The organism is Streptomyces sp. NPDC052701 (assembly GCF_040678355.1).
GTDB lineage: Bacteria > Actinomycetota > Actinomycetes > Streptomycetales > Streptomycetaceae > Streptomyces.
In genome coordinates, this window is the sequence record NZ_JBFATO010000006.1 from 41,502 (window position 1) to 67,143 (window position 25,642).

Annotated in this window: 16 protein-coding genes; 7 read left to right on the forward strand and 9 right to left on the reverse strand. The window is 74.7% G+C overall.

Annotated features, from left to right (window positions below):
- Positions 1-76: 76 nt before the first annotated feature.
- From AB0L29_RS09880 to AB0L29_RS09915, 8 genes are all read right to left on the reverse strand, one after another.
- Positions 77-1,360, reverse strand: coding sequence for a hypothetical protein (locus AB0L29_RS09880; protein ID WP_365825225.1), 1,284 nt, complete (start codon positions 1,358-1,360; stop codon positions 77-79).
- On the reverse strand, positions 1,357-3,588 hold the full coding sequence (locus tag AB0L29_RS09885) for a bifunctional glycosyltransferase family 2 protein/CDP-glycerol:glycerophosphate glycerophosphotransferase (protein ID WP_365825227.1): 2,232 nt from the start codon (positions 3,586-3,588) through the stop codon (positions 1,357-1,359). Before AB0L29_RS09885 ends, AB0L29_RS09880 begins: the two co-directional genes overlap by 4 nt.
- Position 3,589: 1 nt before the next feature.
- Positions 3,590-5,833, reverse strand: coding sequence for a bifunctional glycosyltransferase family 2 protein/CDP-glycerol:glycerophosphate glycerophosphotransferase (locus tag AB0L29_RS09890; RefSeq protein ID WP_365825229.1), 2,244 nt, complete (start codon positions 5,831-5,833; stop codon positions 3,590-3,592).
- Positions 5,834-5,973: 140 nt separating this feature from the next.
- Positions 5,974-8,238 carry a bifunctional glycosyltransferase family 2 protein/CDP-glycerol:glycerophosphate glycerophosphotransferase gene (locus AB0L29_RS09895; protein WP_365825230.1) on the reverse strand — a complete coding sequence of 755 codons (2,265 nt, stop codon included), beginning with the start codon at positions 8,236-8,238 and terminating at the stop codon, positions 5,974-5,976.
- A gap of 139 nt (positions 8,239-8,377) precedes the next feature.
- Complete coding sequence (locus AB0L29_RS09900; RefSeq protein ID WP_365825232.1) at positions 8,378-9,292, reverse strand: carbohydrate ABC transporter permease; 915 nt, start codon at positions 9,290-9,292, stop codon at positions 8,378-8,380.
- Entirely contained in the window at positions 9,289-10,572 is a 1,284-nt protein-coding gene (locus AB0L29_RS09905; protein WP_365825592.1) for a sugar ABC transporter permease, read from the reverse strand. Before AB0L29_RS09905 ends, AB0L29_RS09900 begins: the two co-directional genes overlap by 4 nt.
- Before the next feature lie 67 nt (positions 10,573-10,639).
- Positions 10,640-12,040 carry an ABC transporter substrate-binding protein gene (locus tag AB0L29_RS09910; RefSeq protein WP_365825234.1) on the reverse strand — a complete coding sequence of 467 codons (1,401 nt, stop codon included), beginning with the start codon at positions 12,038-12,040 and terminating at the stop codon, positions 10,640-10,642.
- A 184-nt stretch (positions 12,041-12,224) separates the two neighbouring features.
- On the reverse strand, positions 12,225-16,109 hold the full coding sequence (locus AB0L29_RS09915) for an FHA domain-containing protein (RefSeq protein ID WP_365825236.1): 3,885 nt from the start codon (positions 16,107-16,109) through the stop codon (positions 12,225-12,227).
- A 391-nt stretch (positions 16,110-16,500) separates the two neighbouring features.
- Here AB0L29_RS09915 and AB0L29_RS09920 point away from each other — a divergent pair, with 391 nt between their 5' ends.
- From AB0L29_RS09920 to AB0L29_RS09935, 4 genes are all read left to right on the forward strand, one after another.
- Positions 16,501-18,210, forward strand: a complete 1,710-nt coding sequence (locus AB0L29_RS09920) for a serine/threonine-protein kinase (RefSeq protein ID WP_365825238.1) — start codon at positions 16,501-16,503, stop codon at positions 18,208-18,210.
- 176 nt (positions 18,211-18,386) lie between these two features.
- Complete coding sequence (locus tag AB0L29_RS09925; protein ID WP_365825239.1) at positions 18,387-19,637, forward strand: serine/threonine-protein kinase; 1,251 nt, start codon at positions 18,387-18,389, stop codon at positions 19,635-19,637.
- A 367-nt stretch (positions 19,638-20,004) separates the two neighbouring features.
- Positions 20,005-21,111, forward strand: a complete 1,107-nt coding sequence (gene prfB, locus AB0L29_RS09930; RefSeq protein WP_365825241.1) for a peptide chain release factor 2 — start codon at positions 20,005-20,007, stop codon at positions 21,109-21,111.
- Between the two features lie 361 nt (positions 21,112-21,472).
- Positions 21,473-22,087 carry a hypothetical protein gene (locus AB0L29_RS09935; RefSeq protein WP_365825243.1) on the forward strand — a complete coding sequence of 205 codons (615 nt, stop codon included), beginning with the start codon at positions 21,473-21,475 and terminating at the stop codon, positions 22,085-22,087.
- A 121-nt stretch (positions 22,088-22,208) separates the two neighbouring features.
- Here the strand turns inward: AB0L29_RS09935 and AB0L29_RS09940 are convergent, their stop codons facing one another.
- The gene (locus AB0L29_RS09940; RefSeq protein ID WP_365825245.1) at positions 22,209-22,400 is read right to left on the reverse strand and encodes a hypothetical protein; all 192 of its coding nucleotides are present in this window, start codon (positions 22,398-22,400) and stop codon (positions 22,209-22,211) included.
- A 303-nt stretch (positions 22,401-22,703) separates the two neighbouring features.
- Between AB0L29_RS09940 and ftsE the strand changes: the two genes are divergently transcribed.
- From ftsE to AB0L29_RS09955, 3 genes are all read left to right on the forward strand, one after another.
- Complete coding sequence (ftsE, locus tag AB0L29_RS09945; RefSeq protein ID WP_190202671.1) at positions 22,704-23,393, forward strand: cell division ATP-binding protein FtsE; 690 nt, start codon at positions 22,704-22,706, stop codon at positions 23,391-23,393.
- A 43-nt stretch (positions 23,394-23,436) separates the two neighbouring features.
- Positions 23,437-24,354 (forward strand): permease-like cell division protein FtsX, encoded by a 918-nt coding sequence (gene ftsX / locus AB0L29_RS09950; RefSeq protein WP_365825246.1) that lies wholly within the window; start codon positions 23,437-23,439, stop codon positions 24,352-24,354.
- Positions 24,355-24,422: 68 nt separating this feature from the next.
- Complete coding sequence (locus AB0L29_RS09955) at positions 24,423-25,613, forward strand: S41 family peptidase (RefSeq protein ID WP_365825248.1); 1,191 nt, start codon at positions 24,423-24,425, stop codon at positions 25,611-25,613.
- The last annotated feature ends 29 nt before the right edge of the window (positions 25,614-25,642 follow it).

Sequence of the window (25,642 nt, forward strand, 5' to 3'; positions counted from 1 at the left end):
GTTCGAGAGGGATCGGAGCGTCTGAGGCATTTGCCGAATGTTCCCGCGCGGGCCGGCGGCTTGACCTCGCGTCACCTCATCGAGTGAGCCCGGCCGCGGCCCCCCGCGCCGGCACCGCCGTCCGCTCCCGCACCACCCGCTCCCGCACCACCGGCTCCAGCAGCTGCGGCACCCCCAGCACCGGCAGCAGCCACGCCAGCACGATCAGCCGCTCGCCCCAGATGTTGATGTCCGGGTGCCCGGCCTGGTTGAGGAACCCGGTGAAGGCGGCGGCGGCCAGGAAGCAGCCGAAGGCGGGCCGCCGCCGCGCGCCCCAGGCACCGGCCGCCAGGAACGCCAGGAACAGCGGCTCCCACAGCTGCCGCCGCAGCCACTCCACCCAGAAGTTGACCTGGAGCTGCAGGAACTCCGGCCAGGGATCGGCCCGGTCGGGCCGGGCGAAGTGGTGGGTGAGCAGGTCCTGCACGCTCTCCGACCCGGACGGGTAGCGCAGCGCCCGGGCCAGCAGCAGCGTCCCGAGCGCCGCGGCGCACCCGGCCCCGGCGAGCGCGAGCACCCCGCGCCCCGGCGGCCGGCCCCGCCGCCACCGCCGTACGGCGAGCAGCGCGCCCGCCGCCGCCGTGCACACCCCGAGGAACAGCGCCTGGGAGTGCTTGACCGCGAACAGCGCGAGCAGCGCGCCGGCCACCAGCGCCACCCCCGCCCGCACCCGCCGCCCGTCCAGCACCAGCGCGCAGCCCCACAGCGCCGCCAGCGTGAGGGTCATCATCAGCCCTTCGGTCATGGGGCGCATGGCGGTCGTCCCGCACGGCAGGACGTAGAACAGCGCCTGCCCGGTCAGCGCGAGCGGCACCGGCACCGCCAGCGTGCGCAGGACCAGGAAGGCCAGGACCCCGCCCACGACCGTGATCACCACGCCGGCCGCCCACACCCCCCACATCACGCCGAGCAGCGTCACGAAGGGCACCAGCACCAGCGGATACCCGGGCCTCGCCTCGAAGATCCGCATGAAGCGCTCCGACGTGAAGGGCACGGTGTGCCCGCCGGTCTGCCCGGCCCGCAGCCGCGCCTCCACCCGCTGCAGCTCCCGGGCCCGGCACTCGGACACCACCCGCGGGGTGGGGTCCGGACGGTGGAAGCGCACCACGTCGACGTTCTGGTCGCGCAGCGCGATCGCCGCCCTGCCCATGCAGACGTAGTCGATGGTGGCGGCCGCCGCCTCCCGCTTGCCGTCGCCGCGCAGGCTCAGCGCGTACGACAGGTAGTTCTTGGTGTCGGGGGTGTCCCGCCCGGCGACGTTCGCGAGCTGGAGCACGGCGAACACCGCGGCCAGCACCAGCACCCAGGTGCGCGGCCTCACGACGGCGTCAGCAGGTCACGGCCGGCGGCCGGGGACGTGGGGGAGGGCAGCACGCCCCGGACGGCCACCGGCGCGGGCATCGCCTCGCCCAGCATCAGCGTGCGCACCACCCGCTCGGCGGCCCGGCCGTCGTCGAACTCGCAGAACCGCTCCCGGAACGCGGCCCGCAGCCGCGCCGCCTCCTCGTCCCGCCACGCCCCGGAGGCGAACAGCCACGCCAGTTCCCGGTAGGAGCGCGAGACGTGGCCCGGCGGTTCGGCGGTGATGTCGAAGTAGGCGCCCCGGCTCGCCGTGTACGCGCCCCAGTCGTCGGCGTGCACGACGATCGGCCGGTCCAGGTTGGCGTAGTCGAACATCAGGGCCGAGTAGTCGGTGACCAGCACGTCCGAGGCGAGCATCAGGTCCGTGACGTGCGGCTCGTCCGTCGCGTCGACGAGCACCCCGCGCCGGTGCAGCTCGGACAGGCCCAGGCCGCGCGCCGGGCCGGTGGCGAGGGAGGGGTGCAGACGGACCACGAGGGTGTGGCCCTCGCCCAGGTCCCGCGCGAAACGGGCCGGGTCGATCCGGTCCACGTGGCCGCTGCGGCGGTAGTCCCGGCGGGTCGGCGCGTACAGCACGACCGTGTGGCCGTCGGGGATGCCGAGCCGCGCGCGGACCGCCGCCCCGCGGTCCGGTCCGGCGCCGACCAGGACGTCGTTGCGCGGGCTGCCGGTCCGCAGGGACGTGAAGTGACAGGGGTAGGCCCGCTCCCACACCAGCTCGGAGTACCGGTTGGCGACCAGGCTGTAGTCCCAGCGGTCGGCGCGGCGCAGCATCTGCGGCACGTCGAGGCCGTACCGGGCCCCGGGCTTGTCCAGCAGGTCGGCGCCCATGTACTTCAGCGGGGTGCCCTGGTGGGTGTGGACGTGCACGCTGCCGGGACGCTTGACCAGCGTTCCGGGCCAGTTGACGTTGTTGACGAAGTAGGTGGCCCGCTCGGTGATCCGCCGGTAGGCGGCGGAGCCGAGCAGCACGTGTTCGACGTCCGGCGGCAGCAGGGCCGCCTGCTCCCCGTCGGCCAGGACCCACACGCCCCGGATGTGCGGGGCGAGCTCGCGGGCCTTGTGGTAGACCGCCGCGGGGTCTCCGAGCACGCCCCGGTGCGAGAACGCCGAGTACACGGCGAGGTGCGGATCCAGCGGGCGGCGGGCGTTCAGCGCGGACCGGACACGGCCGGCGCGCCCGGCGGCCGCCGCGCGCGCCTGCCCGGCCCGCCGCCCCAGCTCCCGGGCCGCCCGCCCGGCCTGCCGCCGGACCGCGTAGGCCGCGTAGCCGCCCTCCAGCACCCGCAGGCCGGCGGGCACCTCGGCGCCCTCGGGCCGGTGCCGGCGGAACAGCTCGGCCGTGCGGCGGAAGAACTCGCCCCTGTCGGACGGGGGCAGCCGGTCCGGCTTGGCGAGGATGTCGAGGCAGTGCTCGCCCATCTTGGCGTGCAGGAGGGGCCGCCAGCCCGCGAGCTCCGGACGGGAGTCGACGAACGCGAAGACCCGCTCGTACTGCTCGTGGACGTCGAAGTGCTTGCGGCTGGTGGTGGACAGGATGCTGCCCCGGCGGCGCTGGCGGTAGTACAGGCAGATCCGGTCCAGCGCGGCGATCCGCCCGGCGCTGAGCAGGACCGGGAACGTCCAGGGCGTGTCCTCGTAGTAGCCGGGCGGGAAGGTGAAGCCCTCCCGCTCGACGAAGTCGCGCCGGTAGACCTTGTTCCACACCACCATCAGCAGGTCGAGGACCTCGGGCCGCTCGGCGGCCGTGAAGGTGCCGTCGCGGGCCCCGGTCAGCACGTGCGCGAGGACGTTCCTGCGCGTCCCGCCCCACCAGTAGGTGCGGGCGTAGTCGAAGACCAGCACGTCCGGGTCGCCGGCCTCCTCCAGGCGGTCGGCCATCGCGCGCAGCGCGCCCGGGGTGAGGGTGTCGTCGCTGTCCAGGAAGAAGAGGTAGTCGCCGGTGGCGTGCGGCATCCCGGCGTTGCGGGCCCGGCCGAGGCCCACGTTCTCCGTCAGGTGCAGCACCCGCAGGCGCTCGTCGCGGGCCGCGTAGGCGTCCAGGATCGCGCCGCAGCCGTCCGGGGAGCGGTCGTCGACGGCGATCACCTCGATGTCCCGGAACGACTGCTCCAGGACCGAGTCCAGGCACTCGCGCAGGAAGCCCTGCACCTTGAAGCAGGGGATGATGATGCTGAAGCGCGGCACGTCAGCTCCTTGCCAGGGTCGTCGCGGCGGGGGCGGGCACCCGCTCGGCGAGCGGGGTCACCGGCGGCAGCGCCTCCGGCGGCTCGCCGAGGAACACCCGCCGTACGACGCGCTCGGCGGCCCGGCCGTCGTCGAACTCGCAGAAGCGCTCCCGGAAGGCGGCCCGCCGCGCGGCCGACTCGGCTCCCGCGTACGACCCGTCGCGGAACACCCGCGCCAGTTCCTCCGGCGTCCGCGCCACCGGGCCCGGCGGCGCGACCATCAGGTCGAAGTAGACGCCCCGGGTCTCCCGGTAGACGTCCCAGTCGTCGGCGTACACGACGATGGGCCGGTCGAGGTTGGCGTAGTCGAACATGATCGACGAGTAGTCGGTGACCAGCGCGTCGGCGGCCAGGCAGACGTCCTCCGAGGAGCGGTGCGCGGTCACGTCGATGACCCGGCCGCCGCCGCCGCGCCCGCCCCGGTCGTAGAAGTAGTGGGCGCGCAGCAGCACCACGACGTCCTCGCCGGCGGCCTCGCAGAACGCCTCCAGGTCCAGGCCGCCCGTCTCGAAGCCGGTGCGGTAGTCGCGGTGGGTCGGGGCGTACAGGACGGCGGTGCTGCCCTCGGGGACGCCCAGCTCCTCGCGGACGCGGGCCACGTCCTCGGCGGTCGCCGTGTAGTAGACGTCGTTGCGCGGATAGCCGTACTCCAGGTGCTCGTACGAACCCGGGAAGGCCCGCTCCCACATCTGGGTGGAGTGGCGGTTGGCGGAGAGGCTGAAGTCCCAGCGGTCCACCCGGCCCAGCAGCTTGGCGAAGCTGCCGGTGGCCGCCGCGACCACCGGGTACGTCGCCTGGTCGACGCCCATCGTCTTCAGCGGGGTGCCGTGCTGGGTCTGCAGGTGGACGCTGCCGGGGCGCTTGACCACGCCCTCCGCGAAGTTGGCGTTGTTGACCAGGTACTTCGCCCTGGCCAGGACCTCCCAGGAGCGGCGGCTGCCGATCACGGCGTGGTCGACGCCCTCCGGCACGGCGTGCGCCTGGCCGGCCTCCACCAGGAACACCGAGCGGATGTGCGGGGCGAGTTCGCGCGCCTTGGCGTGGATGGCGGCCGGGTTGCAGACGTAGCCGCGGCCCCAGTACGCGCAGTACACGGCGAGCTGCGGGTCCAGCGGGCGGCGCAGGTGGACCCGGTACAGCAGGCGGGTGCGCAGCGTCCGGGGCCGGGGCAGGCGCCCGATCACCCCCGACACGGACCGGTTGGCCCCGCGCAGGGCGTGGAACGCCGCGTACGAGCCGGCCGCCAGCAGCCGGTGCTGCACGCCGAGGCTGCCGCCCGGGAACCGGAAACCGGCCGGGCGGTGGCGGCGGTACAGCGTGCTCGCCCGGCGGAAGAAGGCCCGGCGCCCGGCCGGCAGCCGCCGGGGGTGGGCGGCCGTCTTCAGCACCGCGGCGAAGAGCTGCTCGAACAGCGGCCCCGACCGCTCGGGCGGCAGGCCCTGCTCGGCGGCCCGGGTGAGCACCAGCTCCACCTGGTCCAGCAGTTCGGCGTGGTGCTCGCCGGGCAGGTTCAGCCGGCTGCCCTGGCGCCGCACCAGGTGCCGTACGACGACCGAGCGCAGCACCGCCATCCGCTCGGCGCCCAGCACCGCCAGGCCGCCCCAGCCGACGTCCGTGAAACGGCCGTCGGGGAAGGCCAGCCGCCGCTCGGTGACGAAGGCGCGGCGGTAGGCGGCGCTCCACGCCGGCAGCTGCACGCCCGTCAGCCCGGGCGCCCGGCCGGGGGAGAACGCCCCGTCCGGCGCCCCGCGCAGCAGCGGGGCGGCCGGGTTGGCCGGCTCGCCCTCCCACCAGGGGACGCGCTCGTGCTCGAAGTGCAGCACGTCGACCTCGCCCGTCTCGGCCAGACGCGCGTCCAGCCGGGCCAGCGCCCCGGGCACGAGCACGTCGTCGCCGTCGAGGAACAGCAGGTACGCGCCGGTCGCCGCCCGCATCCCGGCGTTGCGCGCCCCGGCCAGGCCGTCCGACGCGGGGGAGCGCACGGGCGCCACCCGGGAGTCCCGCTCGGCGTGCCGGGCGGCGACGTCCGCCGCGGGGGAGCCGGGCTCCGCCGCGTCCCCGGTGCCGCCCGCACCGGGGACGTCCCCGTCGCAGACCGGGATCAGCTCGAAGTCGCCGAAGGACTGCGCGAGGACCGAGTCCAGTGCCAGGGACAGCCGGCCCGCGACCCCGTGGGACGGAACGATGATGCTGAAGCGGGGCATTCTGCTCTTTCTGTCGTGGTTCTGCTGCTCTCACGCCGGGCGGCGGCCGGGGCGCCCCGCCGGCCGCCGGGTGGGCGGCCGGGTCGGGGTGGGCCGCGACGGGCTGCGGGGCATACGGATTCCCGGAAGGGAAACGGCGGTCAGGGGCGGTCGGTGACGGTGAGGGGACCGGCGGACTGCTGCGGCACGGCCGCCGGCGGGGACTGCGCCGGCGAGGCGGCGGCCGAGCGCGCCGGGCGGCGCTCCTCCGGAGGCACGACCGGGGGGACGTCCCGCTGGCCGAGCACCACGTGGCGGACGACGCGCTCGGCGGCGTGCCCGTCGTCGTACGGGCAGAACCGCTCGCGGAACGCCGAGCGCAGCTGCGTGGAGCGCGAGCCGCGCCAGTGGCCGGTGGCGAAGATGTCGATCAGCTCGTCCTCGCCGCGCGCGACCGCGCCCGGCGGGAAGGACCGCAGGTCGAAGTAGGTGCCGCGGACCGCCTCGAACGCCTCCCGGTCCTCGGCGTGGATCACGATCGGCCGGTCCAGGCCCGCGTAGTCGAACATCAGCGACGAGTAGTCGGTGACCAGCGCGTCCGAGGCCAGGCACAGCGCCTGCACGCTCGGGTGGCCGGTGACGTCGACGACCCGGCCGCGGGTGGCGGCGAGGGGCCCGCCGTGCAGGCGGTGGGCGCGGGCCAGGACCACGAAGCGCGGGCCCAGGCGGCGCGCCACGCGCTCCGGGTCCAGCGGGACGCGCTGGGTGCGCCGGTGGTCGCGGTGCGTCGGCGCGTACAGGATCGCCACCGCGCCCTCGGGGATGCCGAGCGACTCGCGCAGCCGGGCCACGTCCGCCTCGGTCGCCGTCTGGAAGACGTCGTTGCGCGGACAGCCGTACTCCAGCGTGGTGTAGCGGCCCGGGTGGACGCGCTCCCAGGTCAGCGTGGAGTGGCGGTTGGCGGACACCACGTAGTCCCACAGGTCGACCTGGCGCAGGAGCTCGGCGAAGTCCCTGCCGCGGGCCGCCGCCGGGCGTTCCTGCAGGTCCAGGCCCATGTGCTTGAGCGGGGTGCCGTGCTGGGTCTGCACCAGGACCTGGCCGGGGCGCTTGACCAGGCGGGTGTCGAAGCCGGCGTTGCTCACCAGGTACGTGGCGCGCGCGAGGGCCGTCCAGTAGGCGGCCGAACCCGGGACCAGGGGGCGCGGGCCCGGCGGGATCGTGTGGTGGTGCTCGGGGTGGGCGATCCACGCCGTGCGGATGTGCGGGGCGAACGCGCGGAACGCCTCCTCCAGCGCACCCGGGTTGCAGCCGTGGCCGCGCCCGCCGTGGGCGGCGAAGACGGCCTGGTCGGCGCGGAGCGGAAGGCACCGCTGGAAGCGGTAGAACAGCTTCAGCGCGGTCGGACGGGCGCCCCGCAGCAGGAGCCCGGCGAACCCGGCCGCCCTGCGGCGCAGGGCCGACACCGCCCGCAGGGCGCCGTAGGTGCGGTGCAGGCCGAAGCGGACCAGGGCGTGGTGGATCCGGGCGCGCGGCGCGACGGGGGCGCCCGGGGCGCGGTAGCGGCGGTAGTGGGCGCGGGCCCGGCGCAGGAACCGCGCGCGCGAGCCGCTCGGCAGCCGGTCCCGCCGGGCGTACACCGTCACCAGGTGGTCGACCATGCGGCGGAACAGCGCCGGCCGCCACCGCGCCAGTTCGGGGTGCTCGTCGAGGAACGCGAAGACCCGGTCGTACTGCTCGAAGATGTCGAAGTGCCGCTCGCTGGTGGTGCGCAGGATGCTGCCCCGCCGCCGCTGCCGGTAGTGCACGCACACCCGGTCCAGGGTGGCGATCGACTCCGCGGTCATCAGGACCGGGTACGTCCACGGCGTGTCCTCGTAGTAGCCGGGCGGGAAGGAGAAGCCCTCGCGCTCGACGAACTCCCGCCGGTAGGCCTTGTTCCAGGCGACCATCAGCAGGCGCAGCAGCCCCGGCCGGTCCGCCAGGCGGAACGGCGCCGGCCCCTGCTCGGTGAGCTGGGCGGCGGCCTGGTTGCGCACGGTCTCGCCGGTCCAGTACGTGCGCGCGTAGTCGTGCACCAGGACGTCCGGTCCGCCGGTCTCCTCCAGGCGGTCGGCGATCGACCGCAGCGCGCCGTCCGTCAGGGTGTCGTCGCCGTCCAGGAAGAGCAGGTAGTCGCCCGTCGCCCGCTCCATGCCGGCGTTGCGGGCGGGTCCGAGCCCGGCGTTCCGCGGCAGGTGGACGGGCCGTACGCGCGGATCGCGGGCGGCGAACTCGTCGATGATCGCGCCGCAGGCGTCCGGCGAGCGGTCGTCGACGGCGATGAGCTCGAGGTCGGCGTAGGACTGGGACAGCACCGATTCCAGGCACTCGTGCAGGTACGCCTGGACCTGGTACGCGGGGACAATGACACTGAACCTGGGCAAGGGGCATCCATCGGTCGGCGCGGGCGTTCGGCCCGGGAACGGCCGATGGGCCGTCCCGGTTACGGCGGCTGCTGCATACGGGGGACGCGAAGGGGCGGACCCTTCCGGGTCCGCCCCTCCAACAGCCGCGCGCCGCCGGCTACTTCACCGCGCCCGCCATCACACCGGACACGAACTGCCGCTGGAACGCGAAGAACACGACCAGCGGGACCACCATGGAGATGAACGCGCCGGGCGCCAGCACGTCGATGTTGTTGCCGAACTGCCGTACCTGCGTCTGCAGGGCGACCGTGATCGGCTGGCTCCCCGAGTCCGTGAAGATCAGCGCCACCAGCATGTCGTTCCACACCCACAGGAACTGGAAGATCGCCAGCGAGGCGATCGCCGGCCCGGCCAGGGGCATCACGACCCGCACGAACAGGCGCAGTTCACCGGCGCCGTCCAGCCGGGCCGCCTCCAGCAGCTCCCGCGGGATCTCCGCGAAGAAGTTCCGCAGCAGGAACACCGCGAAGGGCAGGCCGAAACCGACGTGGAACAGCACCACGCCGGCCAGGGAGCCGAAGATGCCGAGCTCGCCGAAGAGTTCGGCGATCGGGATCAGCGCCACCTGCACCGGCACCACCAGCAGGCCGACCACGGCCAGGAACCACCAGTCGCGGCCGGGGAACTCCATCCACGCGAAGGCGTAGCCCGCCAGCGAGCCGATCACCACCACCAGGAGCGTCGCCGGGACGGTGATGTACACCGTGTTCAGCAGGGAGCCGGTGATGTCGTCGTTCTCCAGCAGCCGCTGGTAGGCGTCGAAGGTGAGCTGGGAGGGCTCGGTCAGGACGTTCCACCAGCCGTCCGCCGCCATGTCCCGCGGGGTGCGCAGACTGGCCAGCAGCAGGCCGATCGTCGGGACCAGCCAGAACAGGCCGACGACGACGAGGAACACGCGCAGCAGACCGCCGCTGACGCCCTCGGCGAGCCGCGAGCCCAGCGACTGCCGGGCCTTGGCGGTGGTGGCGGGCGGCGGTGCCGCCTTCGTGAGACCTGCGGTGTCCGCGGTCATCGCCGCACCTCCCGCCTGAGCCTGCGGACGTTGAACCACATGACGGGGATCACGAGCAGCAGCAGGAACACCGCGATCGCGCTCGCCACGCCCGGCTGGTCCTCGGAGAAGCCCTTGCGGTACAGCTCCAGGGCGAGGACGTTCGCGTCGTCCTGGGAGGAGCCCGGGGCGATGATGAAGACCAGGTCGAAGATCTTCAGCACGTTGATCATCAGGGTGACGGTGACGACCGCGAGGACCGGCGCCAGCAGCGGCACGGTGACCCGCCGGAACACCTGCCACTCGTTCGCGCCGTCCACCCGGGCGGCCTCCAGCAGCTCCCGGGGCACGCCCGCGAGCCCGGCCGCGATCAGCACCATCGCGAAGCCCGCCCACATCCAGATGTAGGCGCCGATGATCGCGGGCGTGACCAGGGACGGGCCGAGCCAGTCCAGACCGTTGTACGGCTCCTTGAAGTTGCTCGCCGGCAGCCGCAGCCGCGCGCCGTCGGCCGCGGCGGGCAGGGTGAAGGTGCCGTCGGCGGCGGCCGTCGCCGAGGCCACCACCCTGCCGTCCTTGACGGCCTCGATCCGCATGCCGGCGTAGCCCTGTTCGGAGGCGTCGACCCCGTTGAGCCGGCCGACGCCCTTGCCGCGGGTGAAGTCCTGCCACGTGGTGCCGGTGATCCTGCCCGGCTCGGGCTTCGCCGCCACCGCGTCCTTCGCGTCGCCGGGCATCTGGTCCGGGGCGACACCGACCAGGGGCAGGTCGACGACCTCTCCCGCGCGCACCGGCTCCCTGGTGACGAACGCGCCCCCGCCGGCCGCCTCCAGCGGCGACTGGCGGCCCGGGTGCGCCTTCGGGAACGCCGACGACTGGGCGAAGGTGTCGTGCACGCCCACCCACACCGCGTTGGCGACGCCCTTGTCAGGGTCCTGGTCGTACACCAGGCGGAAGATGATGCCGGCCGCCAGCATCGAGATCGCCATCGGCATGAAGACGACCAGCTTGAACGCCGTGCCCCAGCGCACGCGTTCGGTCAGCACCGCGAAGACCAGGCCGAGCGCGGTGGCGACCGTCGGCGCGAACACCACCCAGATGACGTTGTTCTTCAGGGCGGTGCGGATGCCCTCGTCGGTGAACAGGGCCTGGTAGTTGTCGAACCCGGCGAAGCCGTCGCCGGACTGGTCGTAGAAGCTGCGGACGAGCGAGTACCCGATCGGGTAGACCACGAGTGCGCCGAGCAGCACCAGGGCGGGCAGCAGGAACAGGGCCGCCACGGTCTTGCGGGTGCCCGTCACACTCTTGCGCGACTGGGGAGCGGCAGGGGTCGGGGGGACCCCTGCCGCCAGATCCGACGTCATGGCGTCAGCCTCCGTAGGCGGCGGCCGCGTCGGCCTCCAGCCTGCGCTGCGTGCCCGAGACGTCCTTCGGGTTCTTCAGGAAGTCCTGCAGCGCCTTCCACTCGCCCTTGCCGGGCGTGCCGCCGAACGCCTGCGGGGCCTGGTCGGACATGTCGAAGCGGAAGTCGTCGCCGGCGTCGACGAGCGCCTTGGCGATCCTGCGCTGCACGTCGTTCGGGTACGCGTCGTTCGGCACGTTCCTGTTCGGCGAGAGGTAGCCGCCCAGCTCGGCCTGGATGGTCGCCGCGTCCGGGGAGGCGAGGAAGGTGGCCAGCGCCTGCGCGGCCTCGGAGTCCTTCAGGATCACCGCCGCGTCGCCGCCGGTCACCACGGGCGCGGTGTCACCGACCGCCGGGAACGGGAACACCTTCGCCTCCGTGCCGACCTTCGCCTCGGTCTCGCCGATGTTGACCTGGACGAAGTCGCCCTCGAAGACCATGGCCGCCTTGGGCTGGTCGCCGCCGGTGAAGGTCTGCGTCACGGACGCCGGGAACTCGGTCTGCAGCGCGCCGTTCGCGCCGCCCGCGACGTAGTCCTTCTTGCCCCAGATCTGCGCCAGCGTGGTCAGCGCGTCCGCGACGGACCGGTCCGTCCACTTGATCTCGTGCCGGGCGAGCTGGTCGTACTTCTCCGGGCCCGCCTGGGAGAGGTAGACGTTCTCGAACCAGTCGGTCAGCGTCCAGCCGTCGGCGCCGCCGACGGAGAACGGGGTGACGCCGGAGTCGTACACCGTCTGCGCGGTGCTGAGCAGCTCGTCCCAGGTCTTGGGCTCGCTCGCGCCCGCGTTCTCGAAGGCCTGGGTGTTGTACCAGATCAGCGACTTGTTGGCGGCCTTGTAGTAGACGCCGTACTGCTTGCCGTCGACCTTGCCGATGTCCTGCCAGGCCTGGGAGTAGTTCTTGGCGAGCTGCTCCTGCGCCTCGCCGCCCAGGGGCTTGGCCCAGTTCCGGTCGACGGCCTGCTTGATCGCGCCCGGTTGCGGGAGCAGGGCCACGTCCGGCGGCTGGCCGCCCGCGATCTTCGAGCCGAGGAAGTTGACGATCGGGTCCTGGGCGGGGACGAAGGTCACCTTGGCGCCCGTGCGTTTCTCGAACTCAGCGAGGACCTTCTTGAAGTTGGCCTGCTCGGCGCCGGTCCACACGGCGGCGACCTCCAGGCTCTGCCCGTCGAGCTTGGGGAGGGTGACGGTGGTGGTGGTCTCCCGGGTGCCGCCGCCCGTGTCGTTGTCGTCGCCGTCGTCGTCGCCTCCGCCGCAGGCGGTGAGCGAGAACGCGAGCGCTCCCGCCACGAGGGCGGCCGCGGCTCTGCCCGCCGTGGCGCGCCTGGGAGACCTGCGTGTCCGGATGGTGCTGCTCGTGCTGCGCATCACTGCCCCGTTCTTCGTTCCTCGTCGAACGTCGAGCGCTGTCCCGTGCGATCTGGTGTACGCCCGGGAGATCGGGTCGGCAAGAGCGCGTCGGCCGTCGAGGCGGAGATCGTGACCGCGTCGTGACGCGGCGTCGGGCCGGGGGGCAGCCGTACCCGGCCGTCCCCCGGGCCAGTCTCGTCCCCTACAGCAGGGACGGCACCCTGACCGCCGCGACCTCCCGCGCCGCCCGCTCCAGGGCGCTGGCGAGCAGGGCCAGGTCCGTCGGCCCGTTGCCCAGCTCCCGCACCGGGCGCCGGGCCGGCGGGTCACCCATCCGGTGCCACTCCAGCGGCACCACCGTGGGGCGCAGCGTCGCCGTCCGGGGGATGCGGCCGGTGACCCGCCCGCCCTGGAACGGGATGACGCTCCCGTCCGGGCAGGTCAGACGCCCGCGCCCGGGTGCCGGTTCTCCTCCGGGGTCCCGGCCCCCCTCGAACAGGGGGACGCCCGCACGGCCCGGCGCCGGGGCGTCGAGCGTGATCCGCAGCGCGGCCTGCCGGGCCGGTTCGGACTGCGCCGCACGGCCCCCGGGGCCGGTGGCCGCCACCAGGTGCACGCCCAGCCGCTCGCCCTCCCGGGCCACGGCCTCCAGCGCGCGCATCACCGATCCGGCGGCGGGCCGTCCGGGTGAGCCGAGCGCGGGGGAGACCAGGGCGTCCAGGTCGTCGACGACCACGACGAGCCGGGGGAGCGGGGGCGCGGCCTCCGTCCGCCGCCCGGACCTGCCCGGCCGCAGCCGCAGCGTCGCACTGGCCGGGGAGTCCAGGTCGCCGGTGGGGTCCCCGGCCGTCGTGCCGCCGCGCGCCGGGGTGCCGCGCTGGGCGACCAGCCGGCCCGACAGCACCCGGCCGGCGTGCCACTCGGCGAAGTCGGACCGCCCCAGCAGCTCCGCGCGCCGCTTCAGCTCAGCGCTCAGCGACTGGGCGAACTCCCGCATGCGGACCGGGTCGCTGGCGGTGAGATGGGTGGTGACGTGCGGCACGTCCGTGCACACGCGCAGGCCGTCGCCGGGCCCGCCGCCCGCGCCGGTGCCGCCGCGGCCGTCCACCAGCACGATGCCCAGGCGGTCGGGGCGCTCGGCGGCGGCCAGCGACGCGACGACCGCCCGCAGCAGCTCCGTGCGTCCGCTGCCCGCCGGCCCCTCGATCAGCAGGTGCGGTCCCTCGGCCGCGAGGTCCACCCCGACCGGACCGCGCGGCCCGGCGCCCAGCACGGCGCACACCCGCCCGCCGAGCGCCGCCGGGTCGTCGGCCGCGTCCGCCCAGCGTGCCATCAGCGACGCCGGCGTGGCCCGGGCGAGCCCCAGCTCGTCGAGGAGCCGCGCGGCCTGCGGCAGCGGCGCGGACACCCGCGTGTGCCGCTCGTCGGCGGCCGCCTCGGGACGCAGCGGCGCCAGGGCCCGCGCGAACCGCTCGGCCCAGGGGAGGGAGACGGCGTCGACGGTGGCGACGGTGCCGTGGTTGATGGGGGCGGGGGCCTCGGCGGCCCGCGCGGGACCGGTGCGGGCCACGCGCATCAGCCGCAGGGCCGTCGCCACGTCACCGCTGAGCAGGGCGACCGCACCGCACTCCCGGAACGCCGGCGACACCGCGCAGGCCGCCTCGTACGTCTCCGTCACCGGTGACGACGGGGAGGCGGCGGCCGTCTCGGCTAGGCACACCAGGTGGATCCCGGCGCGCGGCCCCTCCAGGGCCAGCCGCGCCACCGCCGCGCGCACGGCGTCGTCGCCGGGGTCCCCGTCCACGACGACCACGGTGTACGGCCCCGGGAAGCCCTCCCCCTCCCCGTCGCCGTCCCGGGCCCAGGAGGGCCGCCGGGCGGCGCCCCGGGACCGGTCCCGGTGTGCCGGATCGCCCGGGGCGGCCTGCGCCGGGATGCCGGGGACGGACCCGTGCCGGTCCTCCGCCGAGAGGTCCTCCAGGCGGCGCAGGAGTTCGTCGGTACGGGCCGTGGCCTGGTCGAGGTCGTAGGCGAGGAGCAGCCGGCAGTCCTGGCCGTGGCCCGGGCGGACGTGCGGCAGCCAGCCCAGCCAGGACCACTCGGCGGTGCGCTCCGCCACGGGGCGGGAGGGGTCCGCGCCGATCAGGACGATCTCCAGGGTGTCGGGCGAGTGCAGCGCGGCGAGCTGGGCCAGCACCGCGCGGGCCAGCCCGGCGAGCCGCGCACGCGGGCCGGCCAGGCCCAGCGCGCCGACCTCGCGCAGCCCGGCGGTCACCGGCACCGCGGGCAGCAGGCCCGTGCCGTCCGGCGCCGCCCGGTCGGCCGTGCCGAGCCGCACCGCGAGCGCCTCCGGATGCCCCGGCCCGCGCTCCCACAGCCGCGGTCCCGGGCCCAGCGCGGTCAGCAGCAGCGTGGCCGGGTCCGGCCAGGTCTCCCGCACGGGGTGCGCGGCGGCCGTATGCTCCTCGGCCACGCCGGCCGGCTCCTCGCCGTACGCCTCGCGCCCGGCCTCCTCCTGCTCCCCGCGCCCCCCGGCCAGCCGCCGCGCCCAGGCCGCCAGGCCCCCGCGTCGGCGTATGCCCTGGGGCATGTCGGTGCCCCGCAGAGGGGTGCCCTTGCGGCCGCCGTCGGGGCCGGTGCGAGGGGATGCGCCGTCGGCGGCCGTGCCGGGGGAGGCCGCCACACCGCCGGGGGAGCCGTCACGGGCGGGAGTGCGGGCGGCCGGTGCGCCGGGGACCGGTGTCCCCGGGGGCGTGCCGCCCGGGACGGCCGGGCCGGGAAGCGGGGCGCCGGGGGCCGGTGTGCGGGGGCCCGCGGCACCTGAGGCTCCCGTGCCGCCGGGGGCCGCGGTGCCGGGGCGGGGGTCGCCGGGGGCCGGTGGGTGCGATGCCCCGCCGGCCGGAGCCGCCGCACCGGGGCGCGGTCCGGGGTGGGGCGCCGCATCCGCTGCCGTGCCCCCGGGAGCCGCCGCGCGCGGGGCGCTCCCCTCGGCGGTCCGGGCGGGCGGGACCGTGCCCGCGCCGGCCGGAGCCCCGGTGCGGGCCGCCGCTCCGGGACGTCCCGCGGGGGTGTCGCCGTCGCCGGGCACGGCCTGCCGCGCGCCACGGCCCCGGGGAGCCCGCGGGGCCTCCTCACGCGGGGCCCGGCGCGCGTCGTCCGCCTCGGTCGCCCGCACCCACGGCGCGCCGCCTCCGGCGGATGCCGGGCCGGACGCACCGGGTGCCCCGGCGGCCCGGTGGTCCGCTCCCCGGTCCTCGATCCGCGGTGCCGCGCCCTGTTCCGGGACCGCGTGCGGTTCGCCGGGGGTGTGCCCCCGGGGGGCGGCCGGGCCGGGGGCGGCCCAGTCCGCCGAGCCGTGGGTGTGGTGGGTGGTGCCGGAGAGCCCGGGGGACGGGTGAGCCGTCGTGCCTTCGGAAGGCCCGGACACGCGCACGTGCCCCTCCCCGTCCGGCGCCGTCCGCACCCGGGCTCCCGCACCCCCGGCCGGGGCGAGCCGCAGCGCCGACTCGCCGATGCGCAGCAGCGCGCCCGGGGCGAAGCGGACCGGACGGGGGCCCACGGGCCTGCCGTCCAGGGTCGTGCCGTTGGTGGAGCCGAGGTCGGCGACCGAGACGCGGCCGTCGGCGGCCACGGTCACCGCGCAGTGCAGCCGGGAGACGTCCGGGTCGTCGAGCGGGACGTCGGCGTCGGCGGAGCGGCCGACGCGGATCTCGCCGCCGTGCAGGAGGTGGACCCCGCCCGCGTCGGGACCGGCGACGACCTGCAGCCGGGCCGGGGCGCCGTCCAGCTCGGGGTGCGGCTCGGGCTCGCCCGGGGCGCCCACGGACAGCACGGCACCGTCGGTCAGCGGGGGTTCGCCGAGCGTGCAGCGCTGGGCGTCGAGCCGCTGGGCCCCGGCGTACAGCACGACCGGGCCGCCGGCCTCCCGGGCGGCGGCGCCCTCGCCGGCGACCGCCGAGGCCAGTGCGGACGTCACCGCGGCCAGGGCCGTACCGGCGGGTGCCGTGACCAGCACGTCGCAGCTCGCGGCGCGGCCCGTCCGGCCGGGCGGGCCCAGCGGGTCTACGACGGTCAGCCGGATCTGCATCGCCGTCAGCGGTCCCTTCTGCGCGGGTCTGCGCGGGTCTGCGCGGGCGCGGGCACGAATCCCCCACCCCGCGTGAGCACGTCGGCCAGTACTGACACGCATCCTCGCACCTGCCACCGACAACGCGCCCGCCGCTCGGTGGCAAGTGATCTTGATTGGTCGGCTCTGCCCGCAAAAATGCCTGCCGGACGCCACACCGGCGACCGCTTGAGATCGGTCACGTCGGTTTTCGGCAACCTGGAGACCGAGGCGAGCGTCTTTCCTTCGAACGTGTGCGGGGACGGGTACGCAAGACCCGCAGGAAGACGACAGCCCGGCCCTCCCGCCACGGCACTACAGTGGGTCGGAGCACAGGCAGACAGGACAAGGCAAGCAGCAGGGAGCGCGTGACGTGCGGCCAGTCGGCAGCAAGTACCTGCTCGAGGAGCCGCTCGGACGCGGCGCCACGGGCACCGTCTGGCGAGCCCGCCAGCGGGAGACCGCGGGCGCCGAGGCGGCCGTGCCCGGACAGCCCGGCGAGACCGTGGCGATCAAGGTCCTCAAGGAGGAACTCGCGAACGACGCCGACGTCGTCATGCGGTTCCTGCGGGAGCGCTCCGTCCTGCTCCGGCTCACCCACCCCAACATCGTCCGGGTCCGCGACCTGGTGGTCGAGGGGGACCTGCTGGCACTGGTCATGGACCTGGTCGACGGCCCCGACCTGCACCGCCACCTGCGTGAGAACGGTCCGTTCACGCCCGTGGCCGCCGCGCTGCTGACCGCGCAGATCGCCGACGCGCTCGCCGCCAGCCACGCCGACGGCGTGGTGCACCGCGACCTGAAGCCGGCGAACGTCCTGCTCAAGCAGGACGACGGCCGGATGCACCCGATGCTGACCGACTTCGGCATCGCCCGCCTGGCCGACTCCCCGGGCCTGACCCGCACCCACGAGTTCGTCGGCACGCCCGCGTACGTCGCGCCCGAGTCCGCCGAGGGCCACCCGCAGACGTCCGCCGTCGACATCTACGGCGCCGGCATCCTGCTCTACGAGCTGGTCACCGGCCGCCCGCCGTTCGGCGGCGGCTCCGCGCTCGAAGTCCTGCACCAGCACCTGAGCGCCGAACCGCGCCGCCCCTCCACCGTCCCCGACCCCCTCTGGACGGTCATCGAGCGCTGCCTGCGCAAGAACCCGGACGAGCGGCCCAGCGCCGTCAACCTCGCCCGCGGCCTGCGGGTCGTCGCCGACGGCATCGGCGTGCACGCCACCTCCGCGCAGATCGCCGCCGCCGAGAACGTCGGCGCGCTCCTCGCGCCCGACCCGGCGCCCGCGCCCGTGCCGGGCACGCCGGGCGGCCCGGGGGACGCCGACCCGACGCAGGTGCTGCCCCGGGGGGCGGGGTCGTACGACCCGAACGCGGCGACGAGCGTCCTGCCGCAGACCGGAGCCCCGGCCGGTGCCGCCGACCCCACCGCCGTCCTGCCCCACCGCGGGGCGGCCGACCCGACCGCGGTCATGCCGCCGGTGCCCCCGGGACAGCCCGGTCAGCCCGGTCAGCCCGAGGATCCGCACCCCTGGCAGAACCAGCTGCGGGCCGCGCGCGACCGCAACGAGCAGACGCAGGTGCAGTACCTCGACCCCGACGAGGACCCGCTGCGCCGCCGCCCCCAGCGCCAGGTCGCCCGGCCCCAGCAGCAGCCGCGCCAGCCGCAGCAGCCGCAGCAGGAACCGCGCCGGCCCCAGCGCCGGTCCCGGCCCCAGCCCGACCACGGCCACCCGCAGCAGCACCAGCCGCAGCCGTACGCGCCGCAGCGGTCCCGGCAGCCGCAGCCGCAGCGGTACGCGCCGCCCCCTCCGCCGCCCGAGCCGCAGCGGCCCGCGCGGGAGCCCCGGCAGCGGCGGCAGCGCAGCGCCAACCCGATGCGGATCCCCGGGCTCGGCTGTCTGAAGGGGTGCCTGTTCACCCTGGTCATCCTGTTCGTCGCGGGCTGGCTGATCTGGGAGCTGAGCCCGCTGCAGGACTGGATCGGCACCGGCAAGAGCTACTGGGGACAGCTCAGCGAGTGGTTCGGCGACGTGACCCGCTGGATCGAGGACCTGGGCAGCAGCTCGCCGCAGCAGTGACTCCGGGGGAGCGGCTCCGGGAGCGGATCCGGGAGCGGCTCCGTCCGGGGGAGCGGCTCCCGGGAGGCGACTCAGGGGATTTGTCGACACCCGGCGGGTGATTTCCGCCTCCGCCGTGAAGGCCGGCTCGCCGGACGCGTAGTTTTTAACGACAACACGCGTCGGTAGGAGCAGCCTTGGCACGGAAGATCGGCAGCCGGTACACCGCCCACCAGATCCTGGGGCGGGGCAGTGCCGGCACGGTGTGGCTGGGCGAGGGGCCGGAGGGCCCCGTCGCCATCAAGCTGCTGCGCGAGGACCTCGCGTCCGACGAGGAGCTCGTCGGACGCTTCGTGCAGGAGCGGACTGCCCTGCTCGGCCTGGAGCACCCCAACGTCGTCTCCGTGCGCGACCTCGTCGTCGACGGCAGCGACCTGGCACTGGTCATGGACCTCGTCCGCGGCACGGATCTGCGCACCCGGCTGGAGCGGGACCGGCGCCTGGCGCCCGAGGCGGCGGTCGCGATCGTGGCCGACGTCGCGGACGGGCTGGCGGCGGCGCACGCGGCCGGGGTCGTGCACCGGGACGTCAAGCCCGAGAACGTCCTGCTGGACATGCAGGGCCCGCTGGGCCCGGGCGGCTCCCACCGGGCGCTGCTGACGGACTTCGGCGTGGCGAAGCTCATCGACACGCCGCGCCGCACCCGGGCCACGAAGATCATCGGCACGCCGGACTACCTGGCGCCGGAGATCGTGGAGGGCCTGCCGCCGCGGGCCTCCGTCGACATCTACGCGCTCGCCACGGTCCTGTACGAACTCCTGGCGGGCTTCACGCCGTTCGGCGGCGGCCACCCGGGCGCGGTGCTGCGCCGGCACGTGACCGAGAGGGTCGTCCCGCTCCCGGGCATCCCGGACGAGCTGTGGCAGCTGCTGGTGCAGTGCCTGGCCAAGGCCCCGGCCTCGCGGCTGCGCGCCTCCGAGCTGGCGGCGCGGCTGCGGGAGCTGCTGCCGATGCTGGCGGGGATGCCGCCGCTGGACGTGGACGAGCCGGACACCGCGCAGGCGGACGAGGCGCGCGAGGAGCCGCCGGCCGCCGGACCCGAGCCGGGGACCGGGGAGCGGGTGCGGCGCCGGGGCGCGGTCCCGCTGGTGCCGGGAGCGAAGCCGGCCGACTCCAACCGGGACACGCACACGTCGATGAGGGTGCCGGGGCCGGACGAGCTGGCCGGGGGAGCGCGTGGCACGGCCCGGGCCCCGCGTGCCGCGGGCGCGCCCCGTCCGGGCTCCGCCCGCAACCGGGCGGCGGCGCGGCGCCGCCGGGTGGCGCTCGGGGCGGGCGCGGTGGCCCTGGTCGCCGCGGTGGGCCTCGGCACCTGGCTGGCGACGTCCGGCGACGACGCGGACGCGACCCCCCACGACACGAGGAACTCGGCCCCGGCCTCCCCCTGACCCCGCCCACCGCGGTCTCCCCCTGACCCCGCCCACCCACCGCGGTCTCCCCTGACCCCGCCCACCGGCCGCGGCGGACCGACCCTGCCCGGGGCCCGGCGCCTCGGGCCTCGCCCGTCCGCCGGCGCGGTCGCCGGGGGGAGGCGGTTCCGCCCGCGGCTCACCCCGGCCCTCACCCGCGGTGCCCGGGCGGCGCCCCGCCCTCCCGGTCCTCCTCCGGCGGATCCGGGGCCCCGGCGGGGCTCCCCTCCCGGCCGGGCCCTCGCGCCGGGGGCCGTCCCGGCCGGGCCCCGCGGCCGCCGGGGCCCGCCGTCCGGGCGCCGGCGGCCCGGCGCTCGCCGGCCGGCGGAGCCGTTACGCTGGATGCGTGGCAGTCGTCGATGTATCCGAAGAGCTCAAGTCCCTCTCCTCGACCATGGAGTCGATCGAGGCCGTTCTGGACCTCGACAGGATGAGGGCAGACATCGCCGTGCTCGAGGAGCAGGCGGCCGCGCCGTCCCTGTGGGACAACCCGGACGAGGCGCAGAAGATCACCAGCAAGCTCTCCCACCTCCAGGCCGAGGTCAGGAAGGCGGAGGCGCTGCGCGGGCGGATCGACGATCTCGCCGTGTTGTTCGAGATGGCGGAGGAGGAGGACGACCCGGACACCCGGGCCGAGGCCGAGGCCGAACTCGCCGCCGTGAAGAAGGCGCTGGACGAGATGGAGGTGCGCACCCTCCTCTCCGGCGAGTACGACGCCCGTGAGGCGCTGGTGAACATCCGCGCCGAGGCCGGCGGCGTCGACGCCGCCGACTTCGCCGAGAAGCTCCAGCGGATGTACCTGCGGTGGGCCGAGCAGCACGGCTACAAGACCGAGATCTACGAGACGTCGTACGCCGAGGAGGCCGGCATCAAGTCGACCACCTTCGCCGTGCAGGCGCCCTACGCCTACGGGACCCTCTCCGTCGAGCAGGGCACGCACCGGCTCGTGCGCATCTCGCCCTTCGACAACCAGGGGCGCCGGCAGACCTCCTTCGCCGGTGTCGAGGTGCTCCCCGTCGTCGAGCAGTCCGACCACGTCGAGATCGACGAGTCCGAGCTGCGCATCGACGTCTACCGGTCCTCCGGTCCCGGCGGCCAGGGCGTGAACACCACGGACTCCGCGGTGCGCATCACCCACCTCCCGACCGGCATCGTCGTCTCCTGCCAGAACGAGCGCTCGCAGATCCAGAACAAGGCCACCGCGATGAACGTGCTCCAGGCCAAGCTGCTGGAGCGGCGCCGCCAGGAGGAGCAGGCCAAGATGGACGCCCTCAAGGGCGACGGCGGCAACTCCTGGGGCAACCAGATGCGTTCGTACGTGCTGCACCCGTACCAGATGGTCAAGGACCTGCGGACCGAGCACGAGGTCGGCAACCCCGAGGCCGTGTTCAACGGTGAGATCGACGGCTTCCTCGAGGCCGGGATCCGCTGGCGCAAGCAGCGGGAGAAGTAACCGGGCAGCACCGGGCAGCACCGGGCAACGGCGCGAAGCGCGAAGAACGTTTTGTCGACAAGGCAACTGCCGCCTTCCTGGCGGCAGTTGCCTTGTCGCGTTCCGGGCCCCCTGTCGGCTCCGCGCCGGATGTCTGGGTTTTACATCACACTCACAGGCTCCAACATCCCGCAAAACGCTCGTACTTGGGCATCGCGCACGCAACGGCCTTGACGTTGCTTTGAAAAGTGGGAAGGGTGAAGCGTGGCATGCGTATCTCTGGGGCGCATGTGAACCGGGGGGCTTCCACTGCAGCTACCTCCGTCGATCACGGCCCCGGGCGCCGCCTCACTGACGATTCAGCTACTGGGGGTAGCAACCCATGACCAAGAAGACGCGGATCCGCGTCGCGCGCATCGCGGCCGGCGCCGTGATCGCGGCCGGTGCCTCGCTGACCGCCGCGGGCGCGGCATCCGCCACGGAGTCCGAGGACTGCCTGCTCGGCGTACTGTGCGCCGACGAGTCGCCGACCCCGACCGACCCGCCGACGGAGGTCCCCACCGACCCGCCGACCGAGGTCCCGACCGACCCGCCCGTGACGGACGTGCCCACCGACCCGACGGAGGAGCCGACCGAGCCCGAGGAGCCGACGGAGGAGCCGACCGAAGGGCCGACCGAGCCCGAGGAGCCGACCGTCGAGCCGACCGCCCCCGGCAACGGCGGTGGCAACGGCAACGGTGGCGGCAACGCCGCCGACCCGGACGGCGGCTCCGGCACCTCCACCCAGGAGCAGGGCTCGTCGGCCCTCACCGACACCGGCTCGGACACTACCCCGGCGGCCGGCACGTCGGCCCAGGGCAGCGGTGAGGAGCTCGCCGAGACCGGTGCCGCGCAGACCACCTTCCTGGTGGTCGGCGCCGCGACGATGATCGCCGGCGGTGTCGGCTTCCGCGTGCTTCCGCGCCTGATGGGCGGCCGTGGCGGCGCGGCCGCCTGAGGGTAGCCGCCCGCGTACGGCCCGTACGCGACGAGGGGCCCGGAGCGTATCGCTCCGGGCCCCTCGTCATGCCCGTCGTCCCCCGGGAGGAGGCGGCTTCGTACGGCCTTCCGGTACGGTCCTACGCGCTCTGGTGGGCCAGCAGGGCCACGGCCGCGATCAGCACGGCCAGCAGTGCGATCAGCGTCACAGGGGTGAGCCCCGCGAAGAAGTTCTCCTGCTGCAGCCGCTCGCGGTTCGCCCGGCACACGGGGCACCGGCCCTCGCTCACGGGCGCCGCGCAGTTCGCGCACACCAGCCGGTCGTACGTCATGCGCTTCGCCCTCCTTGCACCGGTTCCCTGTGTCTCAACGCTCGCGGGGGCGCGAACGTTCCCCTCCACTGTGCCAGGTTCCTCCGGAGGCTGCGCGGGGCACCGTCACGGAGGCGGTCCCGGCCACGCACCGGCCGCGGGGCGCACACGGCCGGGCGCGCGATACCCCGTACCCCTCGGATGACACTCCTGCGTCACCACAAATGCGCACAACCTTCCCACAACACCGGTCGGTGACTGCGGTGTCCTCCCCGGTTCGCGTATGGTCACGCTCATCTACCCCCGGCGACCCGTGGTGCATCCGTGATCCGATTCGACAACGTCTCCAAGGTCTACCCCAAGCAGAACCGCCCCGCCCTCAGGGATGTCTCCCTGGAGGTCGAGAAGGGCGAGTTCGTGTTCCTCGTGGGGTCCTCCGGCTCCGGAAAGTCCACTTTCCTGCGGCTGATCCTCCGCGAGGAGCGGGCCAGCCACGGGCAGGTGCACGTCCTGGGCAAGGACCTCGCACGCCTGTCCAACTGGAAGGTGCCGCACATGCGCCGCCAGTTGGGCACGGTCTTCCAGGACTTCCGCCTCCTGCCGAACAAGACGGTCGCCGAGAACGTCGCCTTCGCGCAGGAGGTCATCGGCAAGTCGCGCGGCGAGATCCGCAAGTCCGTGCCGCAGGTGCTCGACCTCGTCGGGCTCGGCGGCAAGGAGGACCGGATGCCCGGCGAGCTCTCCGGCGGCGAGCAGCAGCGCGTGGCCATCGCGCGGGCCTTCGTCAACCGGCCCAAGCTGCTGATCGCCGACGAGCCCACCGGCAACCTCGACCCGCAGACCTCGGTCGGCATCATGAAGCTGCTCGACCGGATCAACCGGACCGGCACGACCGTCGTGATGGCCACGCACGACCAGAACATCGTGGACCAGATGCGCAAGCGCGTCATCGAGCTGGAGAAGGGCCGCCTCGTCCGCGACCAGGCACGCGGCGTCTACGGCTACCAGCACTGACCGCCGTCTGAAGACGCTCCACGGAAAGGCATAACCAGACGCCATGCGCGCCCAGTTCGTCCTGTCGGAGATCGGTGTGGGTCTCCGCCGCAACCTGACGATGACCTTCGCGGTCATCGTCTCCGTCGCCCTGTCGCTCGCGCTGTTCGGCGGGTCGCTCCTGATGAGCGACCAGGTCAACACCATGAAGGGCTACTGGTACGACAAGGTCAACGTCTCGATCTTCCTCTGCAACAAGAGCGACGCCGAGTCCGACCCCAGCTGCGCCAAGGGCGCGGTCACCGAGGACCAGAAGAAGCAGATCCGCACCGACCTGGAGAAGATGTCGGTCGTCGACAAGGTCACCCACGAGTCGCAGGACGAGGCGTACAAGCACTACAAGGAGCAGTTCGGCGACTCGCCGCTGGCCGCCTCCCTCACGCCGGACCAGATGCAGGAGTCGTACCGCATCAAGCTGAAGGACCCGGAGAAGTACCAGGTCATCGCGACCGCCTTCGACGGGCGGGACGGCGTGCAGTCGGTGCAGGACCAGAAGGGCATCCTGGACAACCTGTTCGAGCTGCTGAACCTGATGAACCGGGCGGCGCTCGGCGTGATGGCGCTGATGCTGGTCGTCGCGCTGCTGCTGATCGTCAACACCGTCCGCGTCTCCGCGTTCAGCCGCCGCAGGGAGACCGGGATCATGCGGCTGGTCGGCGCCTCCGGCTTCTACATCCAGGCGCCGTTCATCATGGAGGCCGCCGTCGCGGGACTCATCGGCGGCTGCCTGGCGTGCCTCTTCCTGGTGGTCGGCCGGTACTTCACGATCGACCACGGCATGGCGCTGTCCTCGAAGCTGAACCTGATCAACTTCGTGGGCTGGGACGCCGTGGTCACCAAGCTCCCGCTGATCCTGGCCGCGAGCGTGCTGATGCCCGCGTTGGCCGCGTTCTTCGCGCTGCGCAAGTACTTGAAGGTGTGACGCATGCCAAGAGGGGCCGTGCGGTCAACGCGCCGTACGGCCCCTCGCGTTGTCCTAGACTCACCGGCATGTCAGGTCGTGACCTGTTCTGTCAGCCCCGCCGCCTACGCCGCGGGGCCGCCCTGACCTTCGTGTTCACCAGTGTGCTCGTCGCCGGTGCCGCCACCGGCACCCTCCCCGAGGCCGACCGGAAGTCCGCACCGGACGCGGTCCGTGCGGCCGTCCCCGCCGGGCGCCACGCGGACGTCGCCAGGGCGGCCGAGGAGGCGATGGCCGAGGGGAAGTCCCCCGTGGAGGCCGCGCGGCGCGCCGTCAGCCGCAGCGGCGACCGGTGGGACGCCGTCTACTCCCCGGACGAGTACGAGGAGTTCGAGGAGGCCCTCGACGGCCGGTACACCGGCGTCGGCCTGTGGGCGCGGCGCGAGCGCGACGGCCGGATCGAGGTGACGCGGGTGCGGGCCGGGTCGCCCGCCGCCGAGGCCGCGATCCGCGCGGGCGACCGGCTGCGCAGCGTCGACGGGCACGAGGTCGACGGGCGGCCCGTCACCGAGGTCGTCTCCCTGCTGCGGGGCGACACCACCGACGCGCCCGCCGGCACCACCGTCCGCCTCGGCCTGCAGCGCGGCACGCGCGTGTGGGACGTCACCCTGCGCCGGGCCCGCCTGTCCACGGAGCCGGTCACCGTCCGGGAACTCGCCGGCGGGGTCACCGTCATCAAGGTCGCCGCGTTCACCAAGGGCACCGGGGACCGGGTGCGCGGCGCCGTGCGGCGGGCCCCGGCCGGCGCCGGGATCGTCCTCGACCTGCGGGGCAACCCCGGCGGCCTGGTCGGCGAGGCCGTCACCGCCGCCTCCGCCTTCCTCGACGGCGGTCTCGTCGCCACCTACGACGTCGAGGGCGAGCAGCGGGCCCTGCACGCCGAGGGCGGCGGCGACACCGCCAGGCCCGTGGTCGCGCTCGTCGACGGGGGCACGATGAGCGCGGCCGAGCTCCTCACCGGGGCCCTGCAGGACCGCGGCCGCGCGATCGTGGTGGGGTCGCGCACCTTCGGCAAGGGCTCGGTCCAGATGCCGGGCCGGCTGCCCGGCGGCTCCGTCGCCGAGCTCACCGTCGGCCATTACCGCACCCCCTCCGGCCGCAGCGTCGACGGCCGCGGCATCACGCCCGACCTGGAGGCCGGCGAGGACGCCCTGCAGCAGGCCGGGACGGTCCTGAGCGGCATAGGGGGCCCCGCCGGCGGCCCCGGGGAGCCGCGTTAATCGACTTCCCCCGCACCCCCCGCGCAGTG